Annotated in this window: 19 protein-coding genes and 1 other RNA gene; 10 read left to right on the top strand and 10 right to left on the bottom strand. The window is 56.3% G+C overall.

Annotated elements, in window-relative coordinates:
- Positions 1-97: 97 nt before the first annotated feature.
- The 4 genes from dapB to grpE form a co-directional block, all read right to left on the bottom strand.
- Positions 98-904, bottom strand: coding sequence for a 4-hydroxy-tetrahydrodipicolinate reductase (dapB, locus tag J1G35_RS21050; RefSeq protein ID WP_053137815.1), 807 nt, complete (start codon positions 902-904; stop codon positions 98-100).
- 10 nt (positions 905-914) lie between these two features.
- Positions 915-2039 carry a molecular chaperone DnaJ gene (gene dnaJ, locus J1G35_RS21045; protein WP_053137818.1) on the bottom strand — a complete coding sequence of 375 codons (1125 nt, stop codon included), beginning with the start codon at positions 2037-2039 and terminating at the stop codon, positions 915-917.
- A 318-nt stretch (positions 2040-2357) separates the two neighbouring features.
- On the bottom strand, positions 2358-4271 hold the full coding sequence (gene dnaK, locus J1G35_RS21040; RefSeq protein ID WP_053137821.1) for a molecular chaperone DnaK: 1914 nt from the start codon (positions 4269-4271) through the stop codon (positions 2358-2360).
- A 102-nt stretch (positions 4272-4373) separates the two neighbouring features.
- Complete coding sequence (gene grpE, locus J1G35_RS21035; RefSeq protein WP_053137824.1) at positions 4374-4934, bottom strand: nucleotide exchange factor GrpE; 561 nt, start codon at positions 4932-4934, stop codon at positions 4374-4376.
- Between the two features lie 254 nt (positions 4935-5188).
- Here grpE and recN point away from each other — a divergent pair, with 254 nt between their 5' ends.
- A complete protein-coding gene (gene recN / locus J1G35_RS21030; RefSeq protein WP_223015925.1) occupies positions 5189-6862 on the top strand; it encodes a DNA repair protein RecN in 1674 nt (557 codons plus the stop codon).
- A gap of 84 nt (positions 6863-6946) precedes the next feature.
- Here recN and fur read toward each other — a convergent pair whose 3' ends face one another.
- Entirely contained in the window at positions 6947-7351 is a 405-nt protein-coding gene (gene fur / locus J1G35_RS21025) for a ferric iron uptake transcriptional regulator (protein ID WP_010562662.1), read from the bottom strand.
- 98 nt (positions 7352-7449) lie between these two features.
- On the opposite strand from fur, the gene J1G35_RS21020 reads away from it, so the two are divergent.
- Positions 7450-7977, top strand: coding sequence for an outer membrane protein assembly factor BamE (locus J1G35_RS21020; RefSeq protein ID WP_053137830.1), 528 nt, complete (start codon positions 7450-7452; stop codon positions 7975-7977).
- 71 nt (positions 7978-8048) lie between these two features.
- Here the strand turns inward: J1G35_RS21020 and J1G35_RS21015 are convergent, their stop codons facing one another.
- Together J1G35_RS21015 and J1G35_RS21010 are read right to left on the bottom strand one after the other, a co-directional pair.
- A complete protein-coding gene (locus J1G35_RS21015; protein WP_053137833.1) occupies positions 8049-8348 on the bottom strand; it encodes an RnfH family protein in 300 nt (99 codons plus the stop codon).
- Positions 8341-8775 (bottom strand): type II toxin-antitoxin system RatA family toxin, encoded by a 435-nt coding sequence (locus tag J1G35_RS21010; protein WP_053137836.1) that lies wholly within the window; start codon positions 8773-8775, stop codon positions 8341-8343. The genes J1G35_RS21015 and J1G35_RS21010 overlap by 8 nt, the downstream gene beginning before the upstream one ends.
- A gap of 168 nt (positions 8776-8943) precedes the next feature.
- On the opposite strand from J1G35_RS21010, the gene smpB reads away from it, so the two are divergent.
- Positions 8944-9426, top strand: a complete 483-nt coding sequence (gene smpB, locus J1G35_RS21005; RefSeq protein WP_223015924.1) for an SsrA-binding protein SmpB — start codon at positions 8944-8946, stop codon at positions 9424-9426.
- A 35-nt stretch (positions 9427-9461) separates the two neighbouring features.
- Here smpB and J1G35_RS21000 read toward each other — a convergent pair whose 3' ends face one another.
- Entirely contained in the window at positions 9462-10229 is a 768-nt protein-coding gene (locus J1G35_RS21000; RefSeq protein WP_053137839.1) for an FCD domain-containing protein, read from the bottom strand.
- 262 nt (positions 10230-10491) lie between these two features.
- Between J1G35_RS21000 and J1G35_RS20995 the strand changes: the two genes are divergently transcribed.
- The 5 genes from J1G35_RS20995 to J1G35_RS20975 all read left to right on the top strand — a co-directional run bounded on the left by J1G35_RS20995 (position 10492) and on the right by J1G35_RS20975 (position 17449).
- Positions 10492-12186: a lactate permease LctP family transporter gene (locus J1G35_RS20995; protein ID WP_223015923.1), complete on the top strand. Its 1695-nt coding sequence runs from the start codon at positions 10492-10494 to the stop codon at positions 12184-12186.
- 106 nt (positions 12187-12292) lie between these two features.
- Entirely contained in the window at positions 12293-15103 is a 2811-nt protein-coding gene (locus J1G35_RS20990) for an FAD-binding and (Fe-S)-binding domain-containing protein (protein WP_223015922.1), read from the top strand.
- Positions 15104-15238: 135 nt separating this feature from the next.
- A complete protein-coding gene (locus J1G35_RS20985) occupies positions 15239-15517 on the top strand; it encodes a hypothetical protein (protein WP_053137848.1) in 279 nt (92 codons plus the stop codon).
- A 93-nt stretch (positions 15518-15610) separates the two neighbouring features.
- Positions 15611-16008: a transfer-messenger RNA gene (gene ssrA / locus J1G35_RS20980) on the top strand.
- A 184-nt stretch (positions 16009-16192) separates the two neighbouring features.
- Positions 16193-17449, top strand: a complete 1257-nt coding sequence (locus J1G35_RS20975; protein WP_223015921.1) for an integrase domain-containing protein — start codon at positions 16193-16195, stop codon at positions 17447-17449.
- A 385-nt stretch (positions 17450-17834) separates the two neighbouring features.
- Here the strand turns inward: J1G35_RS20975 and J1G35_RS20970 are convergent, their stop codons facing one another.
- Complete coding sequence (locus J1G35_RS20970) at positions 17835-18941, bottom strand: serine/threonine-protein kinase (protein ID WP_223015920.1); 1107 nt, start codon at positions 18939-18941, stop codon at positions 17835-17837.
- On the bottom strand, positions 18859-19422 hold the full coding sequence (locus J1G35_RS20965; RefSeq protein ID WP_223015919.1) for a hypothetical protein: 564 nt from the start codon (positions 19420-19422) through the stop codon (positions 18859-18861). Before J1G35_RS20965 ends, J1G35_RS20970 begins: the two co-directional genes overlap by 83 nt.
- A gap of 181 nt (positions 19423-19603) precedes the next feature.
- On the opposite strand from J1G35_RS20965, the gene J1G35_RS20960 reads away from it, so the two are divergent.
- Positions 19604-19933, top strand: a complete 330-nt coding sequence (locus tag J1G35_RS20960; protein ID WP_262417362.1) for a hypothetical protein — start codon at positions 19604-19606, stop codon at positions 19931-19933.
- A gap of 95 nt (positions 19934-20028) precedes the next feature.
- Entirely contained in the window at positions 20029-20997 is a 969-nt protein-coding gene (locus tag J1G35_RS20955; RefSeq protein ID WP_223015918.1) for a DUF932 domain-containing protein, read from the top strand.
- Positions 20998-21089: the final 92 nt, after the last annotated feature.

The raw sequence follows: 21089 nt of genomic DNA, 5'->3' as shown, positions 1-21089 counted from the left end.
CTAATGAGCCTTAAAGGCAGGAGAATGCGACAGGGCGTCGCTTAGCGGGTAAAAACGGGGCCTTAGGATAATCCTGAGGCCCTGTTTTAGCTACTGATTAGTGCAGATCCAACACATCGCGCATGTCGTACAGACCAGGCTCGCGACCTTCTAACCAGAGCGCTGCACGCACCGCACCCTTGGCGAATGTCATGCGACTGGAAGCCTTGTGAGTAATTTCCAGGCGCTCGCCCTCGGTAGCGAACAATACCGTGTGATCGCCTACGACATCACCGCCACGGACGGTCGCAAAACCAATGGTGTCACGCGCACGCGCACCGGTATGCCCTTCGCGACCGTAAACCGCCACCTTGGACAGATCACGCCCCAGCGCATCAGCAATAGCTTCACCCATGCGCAGCGCCGTCCCCGACGGAGCATCGATCTTGTGGCGGTGATGAGTCTCGATAATCTCGATATCCGCCTCATCCCCCAGCACGCGCGCCGCCATATCCAACAACTTGAGCGACAGGTTCACGCCAACGCTGAAGTTGGCAGCGAAGACGACAGGAATATCCTTACCCGCCTCGACCAGCAACTGCTTCTGCTCAGCAGTCAAACCCGTGGTACCGATCACCATCGCCTTGCCCGCCTTGCGGCAGAACGCGAGGTTTTTCAGCATCACCTCCGGCAGGGTGAAGTCGATCAACACATCGAATTCGTCAGCAACCTGCTCCAGATTGCCGGACAACGAAACACCGATACGCCCCAGCGAAGCCAACTCACCAGCATCCGCACCGATCAACGTGCTGCCGGGACGCACAATCGCAGCAGTCAGCCCAGAGGCCGGGGAACGCTGCTGCACCGCTTCGACCAGCGTCTTGCCCATGCGCCCGGCAGCGCCCATTACGGCTATACGTCGCATATTCACTTCCTTACAGGTCACCGAAGAAACGTTTCACGCCTTCGAAGAAGCCAGTGGTTTTCGGCGAATGGGTGTCATCCCCCTCCAGTGAACTGCGGAACTCCTCAAGCAGCTCACGCTGACGACGACCCAGATTGACCGGGGTCTCCACCGCAACGCGACACATCAGGTCGCCAGCACCGCCACCGCGCACCGGAGCTACGCCTTTGCCACGGATACGGAACTGCTTGCCGGTCTGCGTCCCCTCAGGGATCTTGAGCTTCACTCGACCGTCGAGAGTAGGGATCTCCAACTCGCCACCCAAGGCAGCATCGACAAAACTGATCGGCACTTCACAGAACAGGTGCTTGCCGTCGCGCTGGAAGATCGAGTGCTCGCGCACATTGATCACCACGTACAGGTCGCCAGTTGGACCACCCTGAGTACCGGCCTCTCCCTCACCCGACAGACGAATACGGTCTCCGGTGTCCACGCCCGCCGGCACTTTCACCGCCAAGGTCTTGTACTCTTCGACGCGACCTTCGCCGTGGCAGGAGTCGCACGGATCGGAAATGATCTTGCCCTGCCCATGGCAACGTGGACAGGTCTGCTGCACGGAGAAGAAACCCTGCTGCATACGGACCTGACCGATACCGCCGCACGTCGGGCAAGTAATCGGCGAGGAGCCTTTCTTGGCCCCCGAACCATCACACGGTTTGCAGTTAACCAGCGTCGGCACGCGAATATTGACGCTGGTGCCGCGCACAGCTTCTTCCAGGTTCAGCTCCAGGGTGTAACGCAGGTCGCTGCCACGCTGGGCACCACCACGCTGACCACCCCGACCACCACCAAAGAAGTCACTGAATACATCACCGAAAATATCGGAGAAGTTCTGACCACCAAAACCGGCACCGCCGCCACCCATGCTCGGATCGACACCGGCATGTCCATACTGGTCGTAGGCCGCACGCTTGTTGGGATCAGACAGACATTCGTAGGCCTCGTTGGCCTCTTTGAACATCTCTTCGGATTCTTTGCTATCCGGATTACGGTCCGGGTGGTGCTTCATTGCCAGGCGACGGTAAGCCTTTTTCAGGTCCGCCTCGCTGGAGCCGCGCTCCACACCCAATACTTCGTAATAGTCACGCTTTGCCATAAGTCTTTGCACTCTTAAGGACGTTCAGCCAGACCCTCCTGAGCCCGACCAAACTCGTTGAGCCCCAATACAGGCCCGGACCCAACTCACGTCAATTCAACGATCCTGGTCATTACTACTTTTTAGCCAGGGACCCGGCCAAAAACGCGGTATTTATTGCTCGGAAAGCAGGAGCATCCCCGATCACACCGCCAACATCCGAACGCTGTCGCATGCTGTAAAAATTCGCATACCCCAGACACGCCAACGCGGGAGCAAGCTCCCGCGCGGCGACATCCTACCAGTCACCGCTTGATAGCGGTCAACCGGGCGACCAACTTACTTCTTGTCTGTAACTTCTTCGAACTCGGCATCGACAACATCGTCTTTAGCTTCAGGCTCTGCCTTTTGAGCAGCACCGTCAGCTGGCTGAGCCTGTTCGGCGTACATTTTTTGAGCCACTGGCGCGGAGACTTTCGACAGCTCTTCAACCTTGGCTTCAATAGCAGCCTTGTCGTCGCCCTTAACAGCGGCTTCGAGGGCAACCACAGCAGCTTCGATTGCAGCCTTCTCTTCAGCGGTCACTTTCTCGCCAGCATCAGCGATCATTTTGCGCGTCGAGTGAACCAGTGCGTCGCCCTGGTTACGGGCACCTGCCAACTCTTCGAACTTCTTGTCAGCTTCAGCATTGGTTTCAGCATCACGAATCATCTGTTGAATTTCTTCATCAGACAGACCAGAGTTGGCCTTGATGGTGATCTTCTGCTCTTTACCGGTAGCCTTGTCTTTCGCACCTACGTGCAGAATGCCGTTGGCGTCGATGTCGAAGGTCACTTCAATTTGTGGCACGCCACGTGGCGCTGGCGGAATCTCAGCCAGGTCGAACTTGCCCAGGGACTTGTTCTGAGCAGCCTGTTTGCGCTCACCTTGCAGCACGTGAATAGTTACAGCGCCCTGGTTGTCATCAGCAGTCGAGAACACTTGGGATTTCTTGGTAGGAATCGTGGTGTTTTTCTCGATCAGCGCAGTCATCACGCCACCCATGGTTTCGATACCCAGGGTCAGCGGGCTTACGTCCAGCAGCAACACGTCTTTCACGTCACCGGCCAATACCGCACCCTGGATGGCAGCACCCATGGCAACAGCTTCGTCCGGGTTCACGTCTTTACGTGCTTCTTTACCGAAGAACTCGGTGACCAACTTCTGAACCAGCGGCATACGGGTCTGACCGCCTACCAGGATCACGTCGTTGATCGCACCAACATCGATCCCGGAGTCTTTCAATGCAATGCGGCAAGGCTCGATAGTGCGCTGAACCAGGTCTTCAACCAGCGCTTCCAACTTGGCGCGAGAGATCTTCACGTTCAAGTGCTTAGGACCGGTAGCGTCTGCAGTGATGTACGGCAGGTTAACGTCAGTCGACTGAGCAGAAGACAGCTCGATCTTGGCTTTTTCAGCGGCTTCTTTCAGGCGCTGCATCGCCAGCGGATCACCCTTGAGGTTCATGCCGCTTTCTTTCTTGAATTCGTCAACGAGGTAGTCGATAAGACGAATGTCAAAGTCTTCACCACCCAGGAAGGTGTCGCCGTTAGTGGCCAACACTTCGAACTGGTGCTCGCCGTCTACTTCGGCAATCTCGATCACGGAAACGTCAAACGTACCGCCACCCAGGTCATAAACGATCACGGTGTGATCGCCTTTAGCCTTGTCCATACCGTAAGCCAGAGCAGCTGCGGTCGGTTCGTTGATGATACGTTTTACGTCCAGGCCCGCGATGCGGCCGGCGTCTTTGGTCGCCTGGCGCTGGCTGTCGTTGAAGTAGGCCGGAACGGTGATCACCGCTTCAGTCACTGTCTCACCCAGGTAATCTTCGGCAGTCTTCTTCATCTTTTTCAAGATTTCAGCCGAGATTTGCGGTGGCGACATTTTCTGGCCATTTACTTCAACCCAGGCGTCACCGTTGTCAGCCTTGGCGATTTTGTAAGGGACCATCTTGATGTCTTTCTGTACGACTTCTTCGTCGAACTTACGACCGATCAGGCGCTTCACCGCGTACAGGGTGTTATGCGGATTGGTCACAGCCTGACGCTTGGCCGACTGACCAACGAGGATTTCACCATCGTTGGCGTAAGCGATGATCGACGGCGTGGTACGCGCGCCTTCGGCGTTTTCGATTACTTTTGCAACGCCGTTTTCCAGCACGGAGACGCAGGAGTTGGTGGTCCCCAGGTCAATACCGATAATTTTGCCCATGATTTACTCTCCCGAAACTTGAATTGGGTTGCCGCAGCAGTGGTGGCTAACTGCGGTAGCACTTAAACGCTTGACTTATAGATGGGGGCCTTGCGGCGAATTTCAAGCCTGCTCATCAATAGAAGGTGCAACGGGTGCAGGAGCCTTGCTCACCACCACCATTGCCGGGCGCAGCAGGCGACCATTGAGCTGGTAGCCCTTCTGGAACACTTTCAACACACTATTGGGCTCAAGATCATGGCTTTCTTGCATGGCCATGGCCTGATGATGCTCAGCGCTAAACGGTTCGCCGCCTTGCGGATCAATGGCTTCGAGCTGATAACGCTTCAGGGTGTCCTGAAACATTTTCAGGGTCAGTTCGATCCCTTCGCGCATCGGACGGATGTTTTCATCATCCGGGTTGGACAACTCAAGGCCGCGCTCCAGACTGTCAATGATTGGCAGCAGGTCACCGGCGAATTTCTCCAGCCCGAACTTGTGAGCTTTTTCTACATCCTGCTCGGCACGGCGGCGGACGTTCTGCAGATCGGCGGCAACACGCAAAGACTGATCCTGCGCAGCGGCCAACTGCTCTTCGAGCACTTGCACACGAGTTGCCAGTTCATCACCGACAGCCGAATTGGCGTCTGGAGTTTGCGTATCCTGCGTCTGTTCGTCAGCCATAGATTTCTCCTTTCAAAATCATGCGCGAGCTCAACTCGCGCTTCTGTTCCGGTATATGGGGCCACAATTTCAAGGTTCAAGGGCGCAAGGGTTACCAAAAGTCTTTCGACTGCCCCAGATCAGTTTCCATACCGACATGCTCCTTTGCACTAAAAAACCTGGGTAACCAAGCAATTTGAGCTAAGCATCGGGATTGTCAGCCCAGATCAAAACACTGTATAAATAACCAGACCTAAAGCCTGGGAGCGGCCGTCATGCTCGTGCACCTGTCTGTACATAACTACGCCATCGTTGAACATCTGGATCTCGAACTGGATCGCGGGATGAGCGTAATCACAGGCGAAACCGGCGCCGGCAAGTCGATCATGCTCGACGCGCTGGGCCTGACCCTGGGCGACCGCGCCGACAGTGGCGTGGTGCGCCCCGGTGCGGACAAGGCCGATATTCTGGCCACTTTCGACCTCGCGGACATCCCCGAAGCCGAAGCCTGGCTGGCCGAGCGCGACCTTAATAATGACGGCCCGTGCATCCTGCGCCGAGTCATCACCACCGAGGGTCGCTCGCGCGGCTATATCAACGGCACGCCCTGCCCCTTAGGCGACCTGAAGGCCCTGGGTGAACTGCTGATCGACATCCATAGCCAGCATGAACACCAGTCCCTGCTCAAAACCGACACCCCTCGCCGCCTGCTCGACGAATACGCTGGCGCCACCGACCTTGCCCGGCAAGTACAACTTGCCGCCCAGCGCTGGCGCCAGACCCGACAGGAGCTGGAGCGACTTTCCAACTCCGGTGATGAGCAACGCGCTCGCCATCAATTGCTCAGCTATCAGCTTGAAGAGCTGGAAAGCCTGGGGCTTGGCGAAAACGAGCTGGAACAACTGGAACAGGAACACAAGAACCTCACCAACGCCGAAACCCTGCTGGGTATCTGCCGCCAAGTGGTGGAGCAATGCAGCGAGAGCGATTCCGGCAATGTGCTCAATGCGCTCACGGCCAGCCTCAACCGACTGTCCAGCGTTAACAGCGCCTCAGGCTCACTGAGTGAAGCCACCACGCTGCTGACCAGTGCGCAAATCCAGGTAGAAGAAGCAGTAGGTGAACTCAACCGCTTTCTGGATCATTTCGATGCCGACCCGGCGCGGCTGCAGGAAATAGAAGAGCGCCTCGACACCATCTATACCTTGGCACGCAAACATCGAATCCAGCCCACCGAAGTGGCAACAATGCAGCAGAAGCTGCTGGATGAAATCGAGACCCTGAACGCGAATGACGAATCCATTGAGCGACTCGGCGAAGAGCTAGGCGCTTTTGCCCGCCACTATCAGGAGAAGGCCCGCGAACTGAGTGACCTGCGCCAACAGGCAGCCACCAGCCTGGCTGGCGCCGTTGAGCAGGAAATTCAGCGCCTGGGCATGCCGGGCGGACGCTTCACCATCGAGTTGCGTACCAACACCAGCAATGAGCTGCAACCCCACGGCCTGGAGCAGGTAGAGCTACTGGTCAGCGCCAATCCAGGGCAACCGCTCAAGGCACTGGCAAAAGTGGCGTCGGGTGGTGAGCTGTCACGAATCAGCTTGGCGATCCAAGTGATTACCGCGCAAACCTCCCGGGTACCGACACTGGTGTTCGACGAAGTGGACGTAGGTATCGGCGGGCCCACCGCAGAAATTGTTGGTCAGTTACTGCGCCGCCTGGGAGAGCGGGGCCAGGTGCTGACCGTCACGCACTTGCCGCAAGTGGCGGCCCAAGGGCATCAACATTTGTTTGTACACAAGGTCAGAGGCAGTGATGCGACACATACAGCCGTATCCAAACTGAACAAGTCGGAACGCGTGGAAGAAGTGGCGCGGATGCTAGGCGGTATCGACTTGACCAAAGAGTCTTTGGCACACGCGAAGAAAATGGTAGTAGCCACCAAGGCTTGAGCCGAACTTTTCCTTATTATAGAAAGCACGAAGGCGACCCTAGGGTCGCCTTCGATCGTTTCGCAGAGCAATTCTGCGTCGTTTTTACTTTTTCTTACGGATGTACAACACAAGATTGTGGTCGACCAAATCGAATCCATGCTCCTCAGCAATCTCATGCTGGAGCTTTTCGATTGCCGGGCTGGTGAACTCGATAACCTCATTGGTATCCAGGTCAACCATGTGATCGTGATGACCACCGTCAGCCAATTCGAACACTGCATGACCGCCGTCGAAATTATGACGAACCACCAGCCCTGCGGCTTCAAACTGGGTCAGTACACGGTAAACCGTGGCCAGGCCGACGTCCTCGTTAGACTCCATCAGCGCCTTGTAAACATCCTCGGCACTCATGTGACGCTGCTCAGCAGAATCGAGCATTTGTAGAATCTTGACTCGTGGCAGAGTCACTTTAAGACCGGCTTTGCGTAGTTCGCTATTTTCAACCATGGTTAGCTTTCTCGCGGATGCTGCTTCGCAGCTTCTCTTAATACGGGTATGATCGGCGTTTACGTTGTCCCAGCCAAGATAGTGGAAGTCGCCCACCGATGCAAAACACCAAGCTCTTGCTAACCAGTTTCACCTTTGTGGGACTGCTCGCACTCGCCGGTTGTTCATTCCCCGGGGTTTACAAAATCGACATCCAGCAGGGCAATGTCGTCACGCAGGACATGATAGACCAGTTACGCCCGGGAATGACCCGACGGCAAGTACGGTTTATTATGGGCAACCCCCTGCTGACCGACACTTTCCACGCCGATCGCTGGGATTATCTCTACAGCCTGCAGCCTGGTGGCGGTGAACGCCAACAGGAGCGTGTCAGCGTCATTTTTAATGGCAATGACCAGCTCGTCAGCCTGTCCGGTGACTTCATGCCAGGCGTAAGCCGCGATGAAGCACTGCTGGGCAACGGCAATGGCGCTAACGTGACTGCGCCAGCGCAGGAAAGCGAGAAGCCGAAGTCCGAAGTACCGGCTAAACCAGGCTCCTTGCTCGACAAGATCCAGAAAGACGTCGACGGTGTGGAAACCGTTCCAGTCCCGACGCCTCAACCTCTGGACACCAGCCCGCAGTAATATTGCGGCACCCACAAAAAGCCCGGCATGCCGGGCTTTTTGTTACCTGCCGTTTAACCAACTGATGGATTCTACAGTTTGCCCAGCGCCGCCTTGGCTTTGGCTGCTCGCAGCCTGCGCACTTCTTTAGGGTCGACCAGCAATGGCCGATAGATCTCAATGCGATCGCCCGATTGCACGGGGCGCACGTCAGCATCCGTGGCAACCTTACCGAATACCCCTAAAAGACATTCAACCAGATCCAGCTCAGGAAACTGCGCAGCCATTCCTGACACTTGCACTGCCGCGCGCAAACTGGTTCCCGAAGCCACCGTCAACGCCAGCAACACCTGACGATCCTCGGCGGCATATACCACCTCAATCTCAACCATGCAGTTGCTTGGCTCGCTGGCAGAATGCATCAACCAGGGTATTGGTCGCCTGATTGAACAACGGCCCCAATGTCGCCCGCACAATCGGCCCGGCGTAATCAAACGACAGGTCCAGACTGATCTTGCAGGCCTTGTCCGTCAGCGCCTTGAATACCCATACGCCATGCAACTGGGTAAACGGCCCTTCCTGCAGATTCATTTCAATGGACTTGCCGGGCACCAGCACATTACGCGTAACAAAGTGCTGACTAAGCCCGCCTTTCGCCACCCCAACACTGGCCACCATATGGTCATCACTGCTTTCCAGCACCTCGGCAGTTGAACACCAAGGCAGGAATTCCGGGTAACGCGCCACGTCGTTGACCAGGTCATAGAGCGCCTGCGCCGGATAGGGCAGCAGGGCCGAACGTTGAATATGCGTCGTCATGTGTGCGTGATTTCCACAGCTGAGCGGCAAACATCGCGAAATAACAGCCCGATCCGCGAGAGAAAATAACCAAAGTACTTCCCGCATTGTCCGGGATTCGACCAACACGCTCAAGCACGCAGGTTGACCGTAGCCGACACGCTCGCAACTCCCTATAATGCCGCCCCTATGGCTAAACAAAAGAAACAACCCACAGGGACCATCGCGCAAAATAAAAAAGCGCGACACGATTACTTCATCGAACATCGGTTCGAGGCTGGTCTGGTCCTGGCCGGCTGGGAAGTAAAGAGTCTGCGTGCCAGCAAGTTGCAACTGGTCGACAGCTACGTATTGCTCAAGGATGGCGAGGCATGGCTGCTCGGCAGCCATATCACCCCGCTGACAACCGCGAGCACCCACGTAATTGCCGACCCGGTGCGCACACGCAAACTGCTGCTCAATGCCCGCGAACTGGAAAAACTCGCCGCAGCCGTACAGCAGAAAGGCTACGCCTGCATCTGCCTGTCCTGGTATTGGAGCAAGCATCTGGTCAAGTGTGAGATCGCACTGGGCAAGGGCAAGAAGGAATACGATAAGCGAGATACTGAGCGCGAACGCGATTCCAACCGCGAATTGCATCGCGCCGTGCGCAACAAGGGCAAGGAAGAATAATCCTTGTAACGTTGTAGCCTTGGGACTTTCCCAGGCTACATCCCCTTGCGCCGCTCCGCACGCGCCACGCGCTGAACTTCCTGGCGCACTTCCTCCAACACTTCCTGTACGTACTCCAAGTGACGTGTAGAGACCTCTCGCGCCAACTCGGCTCGCCCCTCGATAATCGCCAGGTACAGTTCCCGGTGCTGGCTGATCAGCATGTCGCGGGTCTCCGTCCGCTGCTGATACATGCCACCGATATTGGTCACCACGTTACGCTTGAGCAGGTCGAACAAGCCACGGATGGTGTGCAGCAACACCGCGTTATGACTGGCCTCCGCAATAGCCAGGTGGAACCTTGCATCAGCAGCGCCCTCCTCGACCCGGCTCACTTCATCAACACGGGTATAGCAATCCTGCAGCGCGTCGAATGCAGCGGTCAGTCGTTCACGGTCGACCTCAGTCGCTCGCAATGCCGCGTAATAAGCACAAGATGCTTCCAGGGTCTGGCGAAACTCCAGCAAATCGCGCTGAGCCTCGGGATTGTTTTCCAACAGGTGCAACAGCGGATCGCTGAACGTCGAGCCCAGTGACTCAGCAACATAATTGCCTCCGCCCTGACGACTCACCAACAAGCCCTTAGCCGCCAGTTTCTGAATCGCCTCCCGCAATGACGGACGCGACACGCCAAACTGCTCAGCCAAAGCGCGCTCCGCCGGCAAGCGCTCACCCGACTTCAGCGTGCCCTCAAGGATCATCCCCTCAAGCTGCTCGACAATATCGTCAGACAAACGGCGCTGACGCACCTGATCAAACCCCATAACTCGCTCTCCACCATCCCGACCACTCGCCGGGCCCTCTATTCTGGCCTATCGCCGCCCTTCCAGCACCTATCAGAACTGCTTCGATTGACCCGATCAGACCACCTCGCCTGCCGAGCTACGACCAAAGTTTCGCAAGCGGCAAATTGACACATCCCCCCGAAGGCTTTTAACCTAGCCTCCAGCGATTGTAAATTGGTATTACCAATTATCCAAATCGACTAAGAAGTGCCTGACCAACAACAATTAGGGGCCACCCCATATGCAAACCTGGCAACAGCTCTACAGCCCTCTCGGCAGCCTCGGCCTGTCCGCATTGGCCGCCGTTATTCCGATCGTGTTCTTCTTCCTGGCCCTGGCCGTGTTTCGCCTCAAAGGCCACGTGGCCGGCAGCATCACCCTGGCATTATCGATACTGGTGGCGATCTTTGCCTTTCACATGCCAGTGGATATGGCGCTGGCCGCCGCCGGTTACGGTTTTGCCTATGGCCTGTGGCCTATTGCCTGGATCATTGTCGCGGCGGTGTTTCTCTACAAACTCACCGTTAAGAGCGGCCAATTCGAGATCATCCGCAGCTCCGTCCTGTCGATCACCGATGACCAACGCCTGCAAGTGCTGCTGATCGGTTTCTGCTTCGGCGCATTCCTGGAAGGTGCTGCCGGTTTCGGTGCGCCCGTGGCGATTACCGCCGCGCTGCTGGTAGGCCTGGGTTTCAACCCACTGTACGCGGCCGGCCTGTGCCTGATTGCCAACACCGCGCCCGTCGCCTTCGGTGCCCTGGGGATTCCAATCATCGTTGCAGGGCAAGTGACTGGTATCGATGCCTTCAAGATCGGCGCCATGACGGGTCGCCAGCTGCCGTTGCTGTCGCTGTTCGTGCCGTTCTGGCTGGTATTCATGATGGATGGCCTGCGTGGCGTTCGTGAAACGTGGCCGGCTGCGCTGGTCGCGGGCCTGAGCTTTGCCATCACCCAATACTTCACTTCCAACTTCATCGGTCCGGAACTGCCGGATATCACCTCGGCCCTGGCCAGCCTGATTTCCCTGACGTTGTTCCTTAAAGTCTGGCAACCCAAGCGCACCGCGGGCGCACAGATTGCCGGCGCCACATCCGGCGTAGCAATTACCGCCAGTGCAGGCGGTTTCGGTCTGCCACGCAGCACGGTCGTCTCGCCTTACAGCCTGGGGCAGATCTTCAAGGCTTGGTCACCCTTCCTGATCCTCACCGTGCTGGTCACCATCTGGACCCTCAAACCCTTCAAGGCAATGTTCGCCGCTGGCGGCTCGATGTACAGCTGGGTATTCAACTTCGCGATCCCGCACCTGGATCAAATGGTGATCAAGGTTGCACCAATCGTGACCAACCCGACTGCAATTCCGGCGATATTCAAGCTGGACCCGATCTCAGCGACCGGCACCGCGATTTTCTTCTCCGCACTGATCTCGATGCTGGTACTGAAGATCAATACCAAGATTGGTCTTACCACTTTGAAAGAGACCTTCTACGAACTACGCTGGCCGATCCTGTCCATCGGCATGGTGCTGGCATTCGCTTTCGTCACCAATTACTCCGGCATGTCTTCGACCATGGCGCTGGTGTTGGCCGGCACTGGCGCAGCCTTCCCGTTCTTCTCGCCTTTCCTCGGCTGGCTGGGAGTGTTCCTGACAGGCTCCGACACTTCGTCCAACGCCCTGTTCAGCTCGCTGCAAGCCACAACGGCGCACCAGATCGGCGTCAACGACACGCTGCTGGTAGCGGCAAATACCAGCGGCGGCGTGACCGGCAAAATGATCTCGCCGCAATCGATCGCTGTGGCCTGCGCGGCGACCGGACTGGTGGGCAAAGAATCCGATCTGTTCCGCTTCACCCTCAAGCACAGCCTATTCTTCGCCACGATCGTCGGGCTGATCACCCTGGCCCAGGCTTACTGGTTTACCGGCATGCTGGTGCACTAAAGCCACAAGCAATAGGGTAAAAACCGACGCCGGGCGGTAACCTCGGCGTCAGTTTTGCGTAATCGTGTCAACACGGCGCCCAGGGGGTGCTGATCCTGGAGGACCAATGAGTCTGCCTGCCGCTTTCCTTGCTGACGTCGCACAGCTGATCCCAAAAAGTCGGCGCTTCGACGATCCACTTTCCACCCTCGCATTCGGCACCGACGCCAGCTTTTACCGATTGGTCCCACAACTGGTGATCCGTGTGGAGTCGGAAGACGAAGTGGTTGCGCTGCTGCAACTGGCCCAGCGTGAACGCGTGCCGGTGACGTTCCGCGCAGCCGGCACCAGCCTTTCCGGGCAAGCGATAAGCGACTCAGTGCTGATTGTGCTGGGGGACAATTGGAACGGCCGTGAGATTCGCGGGCAAGGTACGCAGATCCGCCTGCAACCCGGCGTGATCGGCGCACAGGCTAACGCCTGGCTGGCGCCATTCGGGCGCAAGATCGGCCCCGACCCGGCGTCGATCAATGCCTGCAAGATCGGCGGAATCGTCGCCAACAACGCCAGCGGCATGTGCTGCGGTACGGCGCAGAACACCTACCACACCCTGGCCGGAATTCGTCTGGTTCTGGCTGATGGCAGTCGCCTCGATACAGAAGACTCAACCAGCGTTACGGCGTTTCGTGAACAGCACGGCGCACTGCTCGAGCGCCTGGCGACACTCGGCCGTGAGACGCGGGCAAACGCCGAATTGGCAGCAAAAATACGCCACAAATACCGCCTGAAAAATACCACCGGCCTGTCACTCAACGCCCTGGTAGATTTTGATGATCCGCTGGACATCCTCAGCCATTTATTGGTGGGCTCCGAGGGCACCCTGGGATTTATCAGCGCAGTCACCTACGACACCGTGATCGATCACCCCAACAAGGCGTCGGCGTTGATTGTGTTTCCAGACGTGGAGACCTGCTGTAACGCGGTCACCGTCCTGAAAACCCAACCGGTATCGGCCGTGGAACTGCTGGACCGGCGCAGCATGCGCTCGGTGCAGAACAAGCCGGGCATGCCCGCATTCGTACAGCACTTATCAGAAAATGCCTGCGCGCTGCTGATTGAATCCCGCGCAGCATCGCCGTCGTTGCTACACGAACAATTGGCGCTGATCATGGCGTCGCTGGCCGGTTTCCCAGTGGAGAAACAGGTCGACTTCACCGAAGACCCGGTGGAAAACGCTCGCCTGTGGACAATCCGCAAGGACACCTTCCCTGCCGTAGGTGCTGTACGCAAAACCGGCACCACGGTAATCATCGAAGACGTCACCTTCCCGGTCGAGCAACTGGCGATTGGCGTGAACCGTTTGATCGAACTGTTCGACAAACATCACTACGACGAAGCCATCCTTTTCGGACATGCCCTGGAAGGTAATCTGCACTTTGTGTTCACCCAAGGCTTCAACAGTGCGCAAGAAGTCACACGCTATCAAGCGTTCATGGATGACGTCGCGCAATTGGTCGCCGTGGAGTTCGGCGGCTCACTGAAAGCCGAGCACGGCACCGGCCGCAATATGGCACCGTTCGTCGAGCTGGAATGGGGCAGCGATGCCTATCAACTGATGTGGCAACTTAAACGCCTGCTCGATCCCAACGGCATCCTCAACCCGGACGTGGTGCTCAGCGAAGACCCGCAGATTCACCTCAAACACCTCAAACCGCTGCCGGCGGCCGACGAGCTTGTGGATAAGTGCATTGAGTGTGGTTTCTGTGAACCGGTATGCCCCTCGAAAGGCCTGACGTTGAGCCCGCGCCAACGCATCGTGATCTGGCGAGATATACAGGCAAAAAAACATGCCGGCGTCGACACCACCGAACTGGAAGCGGCCTACCACTATCAGGGCATCGACACGTGCGCCGCTACTGGCCTATGTGCCCAGCGTTGCCCAGTAGGAATCAACACCGGCGACCTCGTGAAAAAACTGCGAAGCCGCGACGCCGGCCGTACGAAAACCGCCGAATGGCTGGCCACCCATTTCGCCACGGCACTGCAAGGTGCGCGCTTTACCCTACATGTCGCCAATGGCGCACGCATGTTGCTGGGCGCTCCTCGCCTGGCGAAGCTGTCAGCTACCGTGACCAAGCTGTCCAAGGGACAGATCCCACAGTGGACCAACGCCATGCCACAACCGGAAAAAGCCATTCGCTTCAGCCCGGCCGTGACGGATGAGCGGCCACGGGTGGTCTACCTGGCGGCTTGTGTCTCACGCGCCATGGGGCCAGCGGCCGGTGACAAAGAGCAGATGTCACTGTACGAAAAAACCCAAGGCCTGCTGGAAAAAGCCGGTTACCAAGTCGTGTTTCCCGATGATCAGGACAGCTTGTGCTGCGGCCAGCCTTTCGCGTCCAAAGGCTACGCCGAACAGGCAGAACACAAACGCCAGGAGCTGATCGGTGCCCTGCTCCATGCCAGCCGTGGCGGCCTGGACCCGATCTATTGCGACACCAGCCCCTGCACCCTGCGCCTGGTGCAAGACCTCGGCGAAACGCGCCTGGACCTTTACGACCCTGTACGCTTCATCCGTACGCACCTGATGGACCGTCTCGATTTCACACCGCAAGAGGCGCCGATCGCCGTACACGTCACCTGCAGCACCCAACACCTGGGGGAAAGCCAGGCGCTGATCGACCTGGCCCGCCGTTGCGCCAAGACCGTGGTAATACCGGAAGGCATCCACTGCTGCGGATTTGCCGGCGACAAAGGTTTCACCACGCCGGAACTCAACGCCCACTCGCTGCGCTCCCTCAAGGATGCAGTGCAAGACTGCAGCGAAGGCATCTCCACCAGCCGCACCTGCGAGATCGGCCTGAGCCAGCACGGCGGCATCGATTACCACGGATTGGTGTACCTCGTGGATCGCGTGACCCAGGCCCGCGCGCATTAATCCCGCAAAAAAACAGAACCCCTGCGCGCCGGCGTAGTCATCTGCATAGGCCTCGACAAACGAGGCTCATCAGTGATGTCGCTGGCAGCCCTTGAACGCCAGCAGCGTCGAGCCCTTTGCGCAAGGAGATACCCTATGAAGCGTTCCGCTCTTGCTGGCTTGTTCATTACCGCTGCGATGTTGGCCTCCCCTGTTTTTGCGGCGGGCGAGCCCGACCTGTGCAAGATCAACCTGGACAAAATCAACAACGGTAAAGCGCTGCTCGCCACCGATTCCAGTGGCAAAAGTGGCGAAATCGACACAGCCGTCTCCCAGGCCAAGGCCGCCCACGCCGCCGGCGATGACAAGAAGTGCATCGAGATCACCTCCAAGGCCCTGCAAGACCTGCAGAACATGGACAAAGGCGGCCAATAAGCGCAGGGCCAACCTTCGGGTTGGCCTTCCGTAACCGTTTGGCGTACACTGCACAGGCTTGTCACTCACTATGAAACAACGAGTTACAAGCACGGGGCCGTTTAGGATTCGACGCCGGTCGCGAAACTTTAGGTGCATGCCGAGTTGGTAACAGAACTCGTAAATCCACTGTTGCAACTTCTTATAGTTGCCAATGACGAAAAGCCAAGCTGGGAAACCGCTATCGCTGCGTAAGCAGCCTTAGATCCTGAGCTTCTGGTACCTTCGGGTCCAGCAATCACCAGGGGATGTCTGTAAACCCAAAGTGATTGTCATATAGAACAGAATCGCCGTGCAGTACGTTGTGGACGAAGCGGCTAAAACTTACACAACTCGCCCAAAGCACCCTGCCCTTCGGGTCGCTGAGGGTTAACTTAATAGAAACGGCTACGCATGTAGTACCGACAGCGGAGTACTGGCGGACGGGGGTTCAAATCCCCCCGGCTCCACCATTTCATCATCTAAAGACGTCCACGGACGTCTTTTTTTGTGCCTGAAATCCAGTAAATACGGGGCTTTCAGCGCCATCAGGATCCGTCAGCGTCCATAGACATCCATGCAGACGTGTATTCCAAGTGGTATTCCAAGCTCTCAGCTGGTAATTTTTGGAATACATAAACAGCATTGGAATACACCATGTGCGCTCAAGCCACGCGCCTTTCAGACATGAAAGTCAAAGCCGCCAAGCCTAAGGAAAAGGACTACACACTCACGGATGGCAATGGCCTTCAGATGCGAGTGAGAATCAATGGCTCGAGACTATGGAATTTCAACTACATTCATCCTGTGACCAAAAAACGGATCAACATGGGACTAGGTACCTTTCCCGAAGTAAGCTTGGCTCAAGCACGCAAGCGAACCGTTGAGGCGAGGGAGCTCGTCGCTCAGGGGCTGGACCCGAAAGAGCAGCGCGATGCGGAGCGGCAAGCGAAAAAAGCAGCCACAGAACACACTTTCGAAAACGTGACAACAGCGTGGTTTGAGCTCAAAAAAGATTCAGTCACCCCAGCTTATGCCGAAGACATTTGGCGCTCGCTTACGCTGCACATTTTCCCAGACCTCGGCACCACACCGATCTCAGCCGTCACCGCCCCGAAGGTCATCAATTTACTCAGACCCCTTGAAACCAAAGGCAGCCTCGAAACCGTTAAACGGCTGACACAGCGACTCAACGAGGTAATGACCTATGGGGTCAATTCGGGACTGATTCATGCAAACCCGCTCAGCGGGATTCGTTCCGTCTTCAAAAAGCCCAAGAAGAAAAACATGGCGGCGCTCCCGCCCGATGAGCTGAAAGAGCTCATGGTGGCAATCGCCAATGCCAGTATAAAAAGGACAACTCGCTGCCTAATCGAATGGCAGCTCAACACCATGACCCGACCAGCAGAGGCAGCTACCACCCGCTGGGCTGACATCGACATCGAGAAGAAGATCTGGACGATTCCAGCTGAGCGCATGAAGAAACGCCGCATACACATCGTGCCGTTAACAGGCCAGGCTCTAGCCCTGCTTGAAGCAATCAAGCCCTACAGCGGACATCGGGAGTACGTGTTCCCTGCGGACCGTAATCCTCGAACCCACTGCAACAGCCAGACCGCCAACATGGCGCTAAAGCGTATGGGCTTTGAAGGGCGCTTAGTCAGCCATGGGATGCGCTCAATGGCTAGCACCATCCTCAACGAGCACGGTTGGGATCCTGAGTTGATTGAGGTAGCGCTCGCCCACGTCGACAAGGACGAGGTTCGCAGCGCCTACAACCGAGCAGATTACATCGAACGCAGGCGCCCGATGATGGCATGGTGGAGCGAGCACATTCAGGAAGCAGCGAGCGGGAACCTGTCGGTGTCAGCACTCAATCAGAATCATGACCGCAAAGTCGTTTCGATACGGTAACAATAGACAGCTTTCGACTTACAGCAGCCGGTAGAGGCTGCTATAAAACCAGGGGGCGACATTAGGAGTCGAAAAGCTTGGTATCGAGCTACTGTCGCTCAGCTATGGAAAAACGCCGCCTTCTCTTCACAGGAAAGCGGCGTTTTTGTGGCCTCCAGGCTGGCTGGAGGCTTCAGACAGTCTGAAGCCAAGGCTAAAGTGAGCGGCATCAGTCATCGACAGGGCGTTGATTACAAATCGGACTTTATCCGGCGCTTGACGAAGTGACCATAGACCTCAAACTCAAATTCAATCTTCGGCTTTGACTCGGAATCCTTGGGTCGAGGGGGAGACGAGAGAGACTCTCGGGTTTTATAAGTTTTCCTGTCATTGCGTATAACACGCATCAGAATTTCCTCAGAAACCTCTTGATAGCAGCAGTGGTCAATCCACCACATGACTCTTTTACCTTAGACCATTTACCTGTAGTAGTCTTCTTTTGAGCGACGGACGTGCCAGCTCCGTCGACCTCCAGCAGGTATTCGTGGGTTGGCGTGACTTTATGCCAGCGACGGACACCGTTGAGACTCTCATACACCCAATCGAGCGTGTTGTCGTCTATCTGGGCCAATTCGTTCGCGACATCTAGTGCCGACTGATATCTCTGGGCGCGGTCGACCTTTAGGCATTTTTCCACTATTGATTTCAGGCGCGACGGGATGTGCTCAAGAGACAATCGCCGTGGAAAAGCTTCAGCCAGAATCGCGTTTCTGAACTCGTCAAAAGAACCAAAAGCTGCAATCTGAGAATTGAAATCAGCTTCACCGATAATCAGTCTATAGATTGTCAGCCCCAGCTGATAAATATCATACTGGCTTGTGAACTCGGCGTCTGTAAAATACTCAGGTGCCATATGTTTGGTGTACATTTGAGCGGGGGTCGCCGTGTAGTCTAACCCCATTGCTTTAGCAAGCCCAAAATCGGAAACTAAGGCCTCCAGCCTATCTGAAAGCAAGATATTGTCCGGCTTTATATCAAAATGGATTAAGCCCTTCGAGTGGATATTATGCAGACCAGAGCAAATCTGAATAGAGAACCTAACAACTTCCCTTACGGTAAGGGACTTGTTCTTTGCAAAGTCCTTTAAAGAACCATTCTTATAATAAGGCAGTGCTAGGTAAATATTTTTTTCACACGCGCAGGCGTACTGAATTTGAACAACATGCGCATGTGCAGCTTTGTACAGAGATCTAGACTCCGCGAAGAACGCGTCGCTATCCTGAAATTTATCCCGAGCCATTTCTTTAATTACTAACTCGGCATCCAAATATTTATCATGCGCGATGTAAGCCTTGGAATTTTTACCATCCTGGCCAATCTCCTTCGTGTACTCGAACTCGACTTGCGCACGATTATAAATACCGTACATATCAAGCCCCCATTGCGCAGAGAGTTGCTTCGCGCTCAGTTTTAGACAAGTCACCCCAGTTTTCAAAGCCTTCGAAGCTTGCATCACCATCAACCAAAGGTTTGAACTGATTTCGTTCGACTCCAACTCTTGATGCAATACTTGAGATCTGGCCTACGTAGTAACTTCTTACATTACTACTCGCGAATGCTTCTTGGATAACACCCTCAATCTGAACACGCTCAATAGAAATACTCTGCGCCGTGGGTTCAAGAATTCGGATGCCCGCCTCGGAAATCTCGTACTCCCGAAGCACATCGAGCAAATTGAGCCGAATATGCTTGAGCTGTTCAGGCACCCCAAGTGATTTAGGAATACATATTTTTCCGATATTCACTACTTCGTCTCGCTCGGAATCAAACACACAATAAACGACTTCAGTAGGTGACGCTCGCACTCCGATCTTCACAATATTAATTCCCTTCAATTTTCTAGCCGATAGTTTCCGCTTAACGCGTTCCAATATGGGTACGGCGGACAGAGCCCCTTCGTATTTATCAGAAATTTTAGAAACAGACCAGTTCACGTAGTACAAATTGCCCAAAATCGATGAGTAATTCGCTCCCTGAATCGCTCTTAGTTTCTTAAGGACAATGATCGGATGCTTTCGCTTGCCTCCAAGTTTGACGGTTCGATACAGCTATTCGATTCAAAAAAATCTCAGCCCTACATAACCACCTTGACTACACCACCAAGGAGGTTTACCCATGTCATTGAAGTGTCCTCGCTGTCATTCCCCCAAAGTCGCTTCTTTCCATCACGCCATGAAAGTCGGCGCGGCCATCGGCACCGTGGGTGGTGCTGCGCGCGGTGTCAGTGCCGCACTGGCTGGAGGCCAAACGGGTGCGCTTATTGGCTCTATCGCCGGGCCTGTCGGCATCACGCTCGGCTCCGTATCTGGTGCCATCCTCGGCGGCCTGGCCGGTGGGGTTGGTGGTTGTGCGCTCGGCGCGCAGCTGGGTGATACGCTCGACCGTCACGTATTGGCCCACAACCTCTGCCTGCTCTGCGGTCATCGCTTCAACCTGCCGGCCTGACCTGGCCGTACGACCTATTTCTATCCATATCGTCCGGCCGGTGCTGCGCTATGCGCGGCGCTTTATGCCGGCGTGCACCTAAAGGAATCTCAACCATGGCTCATTTCGTCGAAACAATGGCCTACGCTGGAGCAGCCCCGTGGCATGGCCTGGGCAATCAGCTTACCCAGAAACAACCCATCGAGGTCTGGCAGCGCGAAGCCAGCATGGACTGGAAAATCCAGGAAAGCCCCGTGCATTTCAAGTCGGATGCCGTCGGCCATCTGGGCGCTATCCACTCGTTCCCCGAACAGAAGGTGCTGTTCCGCTCGGACACCAAGGCCCCGCTATCGGTGGTCTCCAATCGGTATCACACCGTGCAGCCTCGGGAAGTTTTGGAGTTCTACCGAGACCTGACCGAGGTCTCTGGCTACGAGCTGGAAACAGCCGGTGTGCTCAAGGGTGGACGCAAGTTCTGGGCGCTCGCGCGTACTGGGCAAGGTGCAGCGCTCAAGGGTAACGACCAAGTGAATGGCTACCTGCTGTTGGCAACTTCCTGCGACGGCACCCTGGCCACCACAGCAACGCCGACCACTGTTCGCGTAGTCTGCAACAACACCCTGACCATCGCCTTGGACGGCACCAGCCGGGCGATCAAGGTGCCGCACAACACGCGCTTTGATCCGAATGCAGTGAAGAAGCAACTCGGCATCGCCGTCTCGCAATGGGATGACTTTATGTACCGCATGCGTGCGCTGGCCGAACGCAAAGTGCAGTGGCATGAAGCGCTGGGCTTCTTTATGAACGTGTTGTGCGAGACCAATCCGACCGGCGCACTGCCGGAGGTTCTGCCCAACGAGCGTGCCCTGCGCAAGGTCCAGGAACTGTACGAGGGTCGTGGTCGGGGCAGTCAGCTCGACTCGGCACGTGGCACCGTATGGGGCCTGCTCAATGCCGTGACCGAGTTTGTCGATCACGAGCGCCGCGCCCGCAGTAACGAGTACCGCATGGACTCGGCCTGGTTCGGCCAGGGCGCGCAGATCAAGCAACGTGCCCTGGACACCGCTCTGCAACTGGGCGCCTGACTGATCTGGTCAAGTAATCTTGGACACCGATTAAGGTTCACGCCGCCAACCTTTCCTCCGCAATTGGCGACCGATAGTCGTTGTAGCTGTGA

Source organism: Pseudomonas sp. SH10-3B (genome assembly GCF_019891415.1).
GTDB lineage: Bacteria > Pseudomonadota > Gammaproteobacteria > Pseudomonadales > Pseudomonadaceae > Aquipseudomonas.
The sequence above is the reverse complement of the archived record's forward strand: the minus strand, read 5'-3'. Positions and strand labels throughout refer to the sequence as shown.

Coding starts and splice junctions, on each gene's coding strand:
- dapB (WP_053137815.1), bottom strand. CDS start 904: ATGCGACGTATAGCCGTAATGGGCGCTGCCGGGCGCATGGGCAAGACG.
- dnaJ (WP_053137818.1), bottom strand. CDS start 2,039: ATGGCAAAGCGTGACTATTACGAAGTATTGGGTGTGGAGCGCGGCTCC.
- dnaK (WP_053137821.1), bottom strand. CDS start 4,271: ATGGGCAAAATTATCGGTATTGACCTGGGGACCACCAACTCCTGCGTC.
- grpE (WP_053137824.1), bottom strand. CDS start 4,934: ATGGCTGACGAACAGACGCAGGATACGCAAACTCCAGACGCCAATTCG.
- recN (WP_223015925.1), top strand. CDS start 5,189: ATGCTCGTGCACCTGTCTGTACATAACTACGCCATCGTTGAACATCTG.
- fur (WP_010562662.1), bottom strand. CDS start 7,351: ATGGTTGAAAATAGCGAACTACGCAAAGCCGGTCTTAAAGTGACTCTG.
- J1G35_RS21020 (WP_053137830.1), top strand. CDS start 7,450: ATGCAAAACACCAAGCTCTTGCTAACCAGTTTCACCTTTGTGGGACTG.
- J1G35_RS21015 (WP_053137833.1), bottom strand. CDS start 8,348: ATGGTTGAGATTGAGGTGGTATATGCCGCCGAGGATCGTCAGGTGTTG.
- J1G35_RS21010 (WP_053137836.1), bottom strand. CDS start 8,775: ATGACGACGCATATTCAACGTTCGGCCCTGCTGCCCTATCCGGCGCAG.
- smpB (WP_223015924.1), top strand. CDS start 8,944: ATGGCTAAACAAAAGAAACAACCCACAGGGACCATCGCGCAAAATAAA.
- J1G35_RS21000 (WP_053137839.1), bottom strand. CDS start 10,229: ATGGGGTTTGATCAGGTGCGTCAGCGCCGTTTGTCTGACGATATTGTC.
- J1G35_RS20995 (WP_223015923.1), top strand. CDS start 10,492: ATGCAAACCTGGCAACAGCTCTACAGCCCTCTCGGCAGCCTCGGCCTG.
- J1G35_RS20990 (WP_223015922.1), top strand. CDS start 12,293: ATGAGTCTGCCTGCCGCTTTCCTTGCTGACGTCGCACAGCTGATCCCA.
- J1G35_RS20985 (WP_053137848.1), top strand. CDS start 15,239: ATGAAGCGTTCCGCTCTTGCTGGCTTGTTCATTACCGCTGCGATGTTG.
- J1G35_RS20975 (WP_223015921.1), top strand. CDS start 16,193: ATGTGCGCTCAAGCCACGCGCCTTTCAGACATGAAAGTCAAAGCCGCC.
- J1G35_RS20970 (WP_223015920.1), bottom strand. CDS start 18,941: ATGCAAGCTTCGAAGGCTTTGAAAACTGGGGTGACTTGTCTAAAACTG.
- J1G35_RS20960 (WP_262417362.1), top strand. CDS start 19,604: ATGTCATTGAAGTGTCCTCGCTGTCATTCCCCCAAAGTCGCTTCTTTC.
- J1G35_RS20955 (WP_223015918.1), top strand. CDS start 20,029: ATGGCTCATTTCGTCGAAACAATGGCCTACGCTGGAGCAGCCCCGTGG.